Below are 7,369 nucleotides of genomic sequence, written 5' to 3' on the forward strand. Positions count from 1 at the left end.
TCGCGCATATTGTGGAATTCGATGAAGCGCTTATTGTCGCGAGCCGGATCGATGTAAGAGTTGAGATGGTCAGGATTGTCAAACGACGAGCGGCAATAGCGCGCATAGATGCCCAGACCTTCTTCGGGGAACGGGATACCCGTCGCCAATTCGCCGATCATGGTTGCCCACAGTGCCCGCCCCACGACATGAGGTATCCCGATGTTTACGGAATGATAGAGGGCTCCGGTACCATCGGCTTGGCGATTGGAATAGAAATACGGCTCCTGGTCCTTGTCGGCATCGAACATGCTGTTCATGCTGAGCATGCCCAACGAAATCGATTCCTTAAGATCGCTTTCTATCGGAAGTCTCGTGAGGTCAGCAAATGGAAAGTGCTCGGGGTGGCGCTTCACATATCGAGAGAAGCCGCTCGTTGTCGCCCATCTTTTCGTAACCTCGGGTGCCACCATACGCTCCCCCTGCTTGTTCAGACTGCCGCTTAATTCCTGCGCCCGTTCCCGCGGATGAATTCCCAGACACTGCGTGATAGCTGCGTGCTCGCCCGGTTTGAGAATCCTGTCGTAGAGCAGAACCTGCGCAATATCGCCATCGAACCAGTTGCGTGTGGTGCCGCCATAGAAGCGCGAACCCACGCGGAGGACTTCGATTTGCGTAGTGGCTCGGGAAACGGGACGCGGCTCTTGCTCGTCCCCGTCAATCCACATCCGGATTCGCTCCGTGCCTCGTTCGACAACGATCAGGTGCATACCGCCGTATGTGTAATCGGCGCGCATCTGATCGATAGCCCCACCGATTCGGCCCGCCCCCTCCACGCTCAGGCTGCTGAAGCGTTCTTTCGAGTTGAACATGTCGATGGTAAATCCGGGATCGTAGTCGTGACCGCGCTTTGGGCTTCCTGTAAATAGGCCGCCTGCATCCATTCGATTGGAGCGAGGCGACACCACGAGTACTGCTGTCCACACGTCGAGCTTAAGCTCGAACGGCGCGGCTAACTCGTCATCGTTGCCGTCGAACCGTACACCAGCCCTCTTTGAGGCCGTGCCGCGCACGTACTTCGGCGCAGTCTTTTCGCCGGTAGCGGTGAAGACGCACGCGGCCCCCGGCACCACGCTCTTCCACTGAGTTGCGCACCCTGCCGCGTCCAGCCGAAGCGACGACTTGTTCGCCGCGTCCAGATGCACCAGCAATCCGTCTGCCGGCACCCCCGCGCGGACCTGCATGGCGGCGACGATTGCCGAAATGACAACACAGAAGCAGAGCCTAATCATTGAACTCCTTGATGAATGCGATAATCTCGTCGACATACCCAAACGCGAGACCGGTGGATGTGTCGGCACAGCCGTAGTAAATTGCCAATCGCCCCGTGGGGGCGTCGCACAGCGCCGCGCACGGGAACGCCACGTTGGGCACGTCGCCCACGCGTTCGTAGTCCATCTTTGGTGCGAGTAAATAGCGCGTGCCCCTGTGAATCACTTTCCAGGGTTGATCCAAGTCCAGCAAGGCCGCGCCGAAGCTGTATACGAATCCGTTGCACGACGTAAGTACGCCGTGATAGATGAGAAGCCAGCCTTCCTTCGTCTCGATTGGGGTTGGTCCTGCGCCAATCTTCGTGGATTCCCACCCGCCGCGCGTGCCCATGACGTGCCTATGGCAGCCCCAGTGAACCATGTCCGGGCTTTCGCTCAAGAAGATATCGCCAAACGGTGTATGGCCGTTGTCGCTCGGGCGGCTCAGCATCACGTATTTTCCTCGAATCCGTCGAGGAAACAACACGCCGTTCCGGTTGAATGGCAGAAATGCGTTTTCCATCTGATGGAACTTCTCAAAATCATGGGTGTAGGCGACGCCGATGGTCGGTCCGTGGTATCCGTTACACCACGTCACGTAGTAGCGGTCCTCAAGCCACGTCACGCGCGGGTCGTATCCGTAGACGAAGCGCCCTATTTCGCCATCCTCGCAGACAAAGTGAATCCGCTCGTCGTCGATCGCCCATCTCAGACCGTCGGCACTTAGCCCCCGGTGCATCTGCATATTCCTGCGCTTGTCGTCGCAGCGGAACACGCCAGCGAATCCGCCGTTGAAGGGCACGACGGCACTGTTGAAAATGCTGTTTGACGACGGGATCAGGTCGCCTGGGATGATAGGATTCCTCGAATACCGCCAGACCGCGTCTACCGCGCCTTTGGGGCGGTCTTCCCACGGGAGGTTAGTGATGGCTTCCCCGACAACTATACTTTCGTTTCGCGAACTCGCTGTCATCGTGTTCCCCTCATAGCGACCAACTGGCGCTTATAGACTGGAATCACTGTAAAGGGGCGACGCACTCATTGCCAAATCCGCCAACACGTAGTGTCTCGCAAGACGCGGACAAAGCTCCGAGAACCCGTGTGTACTAGTATCCCGAATGCCCTTCTAAGGATACTTGACGAGGCTCATCCTCCCTGTGCAAAATAACCCTGAACCCACGGGGGCTCGTGGGGAATGTGGGGAATGACCAAAAGCGAGAAGGGGGAATCGAAATGTCACGATTCACAACACTGCTCCTGATCTGCGCGCTGCTCGTGCTGGCCCTGCCGGTAAGCGCGGAACTCGAAAACGTCCAAGTCGGCGGGGAAATCAGAATCAAAGCCGATTGGATCATGAATTGGGCCGTGGAGCCTGGTCCGGTTGAAGTACGCGTTCCGGCAAACTTGCTCCCCCGCCGTGCCATCGGCGAATTCCTTTCCGGGGCGCCGGCCTTTAATGGGCTTGGGCTGCTCAGCCCGTATGCGTTCGACAACAAGACCAATGACGTCACGCTTGTCGAACAGCGTACGCGCCTGAATGTGAAGGCCGACTTCACGCAGGAAGTTGCGGCGTTCATCGAATTGGAAAGCTACGATTTCTGGGGCGAGGATTTCCGCTCGGATTACATCACCGGCGGCGACTTCCGCGCGAACAGCTCGGATGACGTGGAAATTTATCAGGCATACATCGAAGCCAACGAAATGTTTGGTTTGCCGGTCCGCATGCGGGTTGGCCGTCAGGAATTGGCGTTCGGAAGTCAGTGGCTGGTTGGCCCGAAAGACTTCGGTCCCTTCTACCGCGGCCGCTCATTTGACGCATTGCGTCTGACCTACGCCGGCGATACCTTCAGTGTCGACGCGTGGGCATCCATTTTGGCAGAAGGCGGCGTGGGCGAGCAGGACGGCGACGTAGACTTCTACGGCATTTATGCAAGCTGCAAAGCCATCGAGAACATGACTTTTGACGCGTACTGGATGTGGATTCGCGATGCGCGCAGCCTCAATGACACGGCCAGCAACGCCGTTCTTGAGTTCTGGGAAGATGTGTTTAACCTTGACGATTACGACGTAACCAGCCTGCACACGGTTGGCCTTCGCGCTGCCGGTAAGGTTGGCGCGCTCGATTTCGACGTTGAAGGCGCGTATCAGTTTGGCGATGCCAACCAGCAGGGTTTCCGCTTCAAGCCGTTCCAGTACGGCGATGACGGCGCAGAATTCGACGCGTGGGGCGTCACGGCGGAAGTCGGTTACTCGTTCGAGTTCATGTGGAAGCCGCGTGTGTTCGGTAAGTACGCCTATTACCAAGGCGAAGACAACCGCGACCTGAGTTTTGGCGAGTGGATGAACCCGTACTACGCGTTCAACCCGAAGTCCAGCGTGAGCTTTAATCGTCTGTTCTCGAACCACATGTACAACGGTTTCTTTGACCTGCAGAACGATTTCTCGAACGGCCACGTGTTCATGCTGGGCGCCATTGCGCACCCGACCGAGAGCATCGACGTAATTCTTGATGCCGGTTACTACCTGGTTGACGAGCCGTTTGACATGCCAGCCTATGCGAATTTCGGTCAATTCCGGGTACCTCTCGCTCCGGCCCTTTCCTTCTGGACGAAGGAAGGCAGTGACTCTATCGGCTACACGACTGACATCATGGTGGTTTATCACTACAGCGAAGACTTGATGTTCTCGCTTCATTGGTGCCATCTTTTTGCGGGTGACGCCCTTGAAGACGGGAGCTTCTTCGCATCAAACGGCTTGGTATTCGCCGGCGGTTCCGATGACGATGACGGCGATTTCATCACGTTTGAAACGCGCCTTTGCTTCTAACCATTACGATAACGTCGCGGATTGGCCGCGGACGTGAAAGGGATTTCTCATGAACCGATACAACATCCTGCTTGAAGGCGACCGGATGCCGGACTACTGGTACAACATCTCTCCGGACATGCCGACGCCGATGGCTCCGCCCCTGCATCCGGGCACGCTCCAACCGCTCCAACCGGGTGACTTGGCGGCGATTTTCCCGGAAGGACTCATTGAGCAGGAAATGAGTCAGGCGCCGACAATCTCGATTCCCGGCGAAGTCATGGACATTTACCGTCTGTGGCGGCCGACTCCGTTGCGGCGCGCGTACCGCCTTGAGAAGGCCCTCGACACGCCCGCGAAGATCTATTATAAGAACGAGAGTGTCAGCCCGTCGGGCAGTCACAAGATCAACACGTCGACGCCGCAGGTTTACTACAACATGAAGGAAGGCATCCGCGAGATCTCCACGGAGACCGGCGCGGGTCAATGGGGAACGGCACTGTCGATTGCGTGCAGCATGTTCAACATGAAGTGCACGGTATATATGGTGCGCGTCAGTTACGACCAGAAGCCCTATCGCCGCATCCTCATTCAAACCTACGGCGGCAAGGTCATTCCCAGCCCCAGCACCACGACGGACAGCGGCCGGGGCTTCCTTGAGAAGGACCCGAACACGTCCGGTAGTTTGGGCATGGCCATCTCGGAAGCCGTTGAAATCGCGGCCAAGAGCGGCGGCACGATCAAGTACAGCCTGGGCAGCGTGCTCAATCATGTGTTGCTGCACAACACGATCATCGGCTTGGAGGCCAAGCAGCAGATGGAGATGGCCGGGGATTATCCTGACGTCGTTATCGGTTGTTGCGGCGGCGGCTCGAATTTTGCCGGTCTGGCCTTCCCGTTTGTGCAGGACAAAATGAAGAAGTCGCTGAAGACCGACATCATCGCGTCGGAACCGGCGGCATGCCCAACGCTTACGCGCGGGCTCTACGCCTACGATTTCGGCGACACCGCTCACATGACGCCGCTGCTTCTGCAGTATACGTTGGGGCACAACTTCGTACCGCCAGGCATTCACGCAGGCGGGTTGCGTTACCACGGGGTGGCGCAGCAAGTTGCGCATTTGACGCGGCATGGTGTGATTCGCGCGGTGGCGTGTTACCAGAATCCGGTGTTCGAAGCGGGCATGCTCTTCGCGAAAGCGGAAGGCATCGTTCCCGCACCCGAGTCCTGCCATGCGATCCGCACGGCAATCGACGCGGCGTTGGAGTGCAAGGCATCCGGCGAGAAGAAGACCATCCTCTTCAACCTGAGCGGCCACGGCCACTTCGATATGGGTTCGTACGACAGCTACCTGAGCGGCAACTTGGTGGACGCCGAACTGGATGAAGAAGCCTTGCGCATCGCCGAGGAAGCGATCCCGAAGGTCTGACGAATCCCCTGAGTAACCTCGCTTTAATCAGAACGCCCGGTGGCAACACCGGGCGTTTTCCTTTTAGCCCTTCTGACCGTAGTAGGCGGAATCGCCGTGCTTGCGCAAGAAGTGCTTATCGAGCAAGTGCTGCTTGATGAACGCGTGTTGCGGATCCAACTGAAGCGTGTGCAACGCCAGCCGTGCCACCTCTTCCAGTACGACCGCGTGCTCAACCGCGTCCGCCACGGTGCGGCCCCATGCGAAAGGCCCGTGGTCGGCGACGAGGGCCGCCGGACACTGCAGTGGGGCAGTACCATCAAAGGTTCGCACGATACTTTCGCCGATGTGGCGTTCGTAGTCTTCGGCTACTTCTTCTTCGGTCAACTGCGCGGTAACAGGAATTTCGCCGTAGAAGTAATCCGCGTGCGTTGTGCCCATGCATGGGATAGGACGATGGGCTTGCGCCCAGCACGTCGCGAAATGGGAATGCGTGTGGGCGACGCCGCCCACTTCCTTGAAGGCTTTGTATAGCGCGATGTGAATCGGCGTATCCACGGAGGGCTTTAATCGGCCTTCCACCTGCTTGCCATCCAGGTCAACCACGACCATATCGCCGGCCTGCATAGCAGCGTACGAGACACCGCTTGGTTTAATGACGATCATACCGGAGGCTCGGTCGATTGCGCTGGCATTTCCGAAGGTGCGCATGACCAGACCGGCCTCGACCAATGCGAGGTTCGCCTCCAGTACCTCCTGCTTCAACGACTCCAACATCTTGTCCTCCACAGAATCAACGTTGTTGCGAGGCGGTCTCGCTCAAACACTCATCGACGTAACGATGTAGACGCGCCAACACCGGCTCTAGCGATTTGAACTCCATCAACTCGGCGCGCAACTTCGACACGTTTCGCTGGCCGCGCAGGTACCCGGAATAGTGTTTCCGGAACTCAATCACTCCCCGCTGTTCTCCCCTCTCCTCCACGACCATCTTCAGGTGCATGATACACGTCGCGACGCGCTCTTCCACGCCCGGCTCCGGCAATGCCTCGCCTGTAGCAAGAAAATGCTTCGCCTGGCCGAAGATCCACGGGTTCTGAATCGCCCCACGCCCAATCATCACACCATCGCAGCCGGTCTCGAACATGCGCTTCACATCTGCCGGCGTTTCGATATCGCCGTTGCCGATGATGGGGATGGAAACCGCACTCTTGAGTTTCTCCAACCACGACCAATCGGCTTCGCCGCGATGCCCCTGGTCACGCGTCCTGCAGTGGACGGTCAGCGCATGAACGCCGATCTGCTCCATCATGCGCGCAACATCGAGAATCACGATGGAGTTTGCGTCCCATCCCAAGCGCGTCTTCACCGTGACGGGAAGCTTTGTGCCGCGGACAACTGAACGCACAACACCTTCGAACTTTCCTAGGTCGCGCAGCAGACCCGCGCCCGATTCGCGCAATGCAACCTGCTTCACCCAGCAACCGCAGTTAATGTCGATGAAATCGGGATTGAATCGCTCCGCGACCCCCGCCGCGCCCTCCATGGACTGTTCCACGCCGCCGAAGATCTGGATCGCGACGGGCCGCTCTTCTTCGACGACGCGTATCTTCGACAACGATTTGCGCGCATCGCGGATCAAGCCTTCGCTGCTCGTGAATTCCGTGTATACGATATCCGCGCCAAGGCGCTTGCATACAAGACGAAACGGAATATCCGTCACGTCTTCCATCGGCGCTAAACACAGTGGTTTGTCAATCTCGAGCGTACCAATTCGCATGCAAAACCGATCCTATTGTGAATGTCAGGTGTGAGGTTTACAGACCCGCGAAGGCAAAAGCAAATTGTCTTTGCGATGGGAGACCTG

General features: G+C 57.8%; 6 protein-coding genes. 2 read left to right on the plus strand and 4 right to left on the minus strand.

Annotated features, from left to right (window positions below):
• Window positions 1-1,271 (minus strand): hypothetical protein (locus K1Y02_23925; protein MBX7259429.1); only part of this gene is annotated, 1,271 nt, incomplete at its 3' end.
• Complete coding sequence (locus tag K1Y02_23930; GenBank protein ID MBX7259430.1) at window positions 1,264-2,262, minus strand: glycoside hydrolase family 130 protein; 999 nt, start codon at window positions 2,260-2,262, stop codon at window positions 1,264-1,266. The genes K1Y02_23925 and K1Y02_23930, both read right to left, overlap by 8 nt.
• Before the next feature lie 260 nt (window positions 2,263-2,522).
• On the opposite strand from K1Y02_23930, the gene K1Y02_23935 reads away from it, so the two are divergent.
• Both K1Y02_23935 and K1Y02_23940 read left to right on the plus strand, forming a co-directional pair.
• Window positions 2,523-4,115, plus strand: a complete 1,593-nt coding sequence (locus K1Y02_23935; protein MBX7259431.1) for an alginate export family protein — start codon at window positions 2,523-2,525, stop codon at window positions 4,113-4,115.
• Between the two features lie 49 nt (window positions 4,116-4,164).
• Complete coding sequence (locus K1Y02_23940) at window positions 4,165-5,523, plus strand: TrpB-like pyridoxal phosphate-dependent enzyme (protein ID MBX7259432.1); 1,359 nt, start codon at window positions 4,165-4,167, stop codon at window positions 5,521-5,523.
• A gap of 63 nt (window positions 5,524-5,586) precedes the next feature.
• On the opposite strand, the gene araD is transcribed toward K1Y02_23940, so the two are convergent.
• Entirely contained in the window at window positions 5,587-6,276 is a 690-nt protein-coding gene (gene araD, locus K1Y02_23945; protein MBX7259433.1) for an L-ribulose-5-phosphate 4-epimerase AraD, read from the minus strand.
• Window positions 6,277-6,295: 19 nt separating this feature from the next.
• Complete coding sequence (dusB, locus tag K1Y02_23950; GenBank protein ID MBX7259434.1) at window positions 6,296-7,282, minus strand: tRNA dihydrouridine synthase DusB; 987 nt, start codon at window positions 7,280-7,282, stop codon at window positions 6,296-6,298.
• Between the last annotated feature and the right edge of the window lie 87 nt (window positions 7,283-7,369).

The organism is Candidatus Hydrogenedentota bacterium (assembly GCA_019695095.1).
Taxonomy (GTDB): Bacteria; Hydrogenedentota; Hydrogenedentia; order Hydrogenedentales; family SLHB01; genus JAIBAQ01.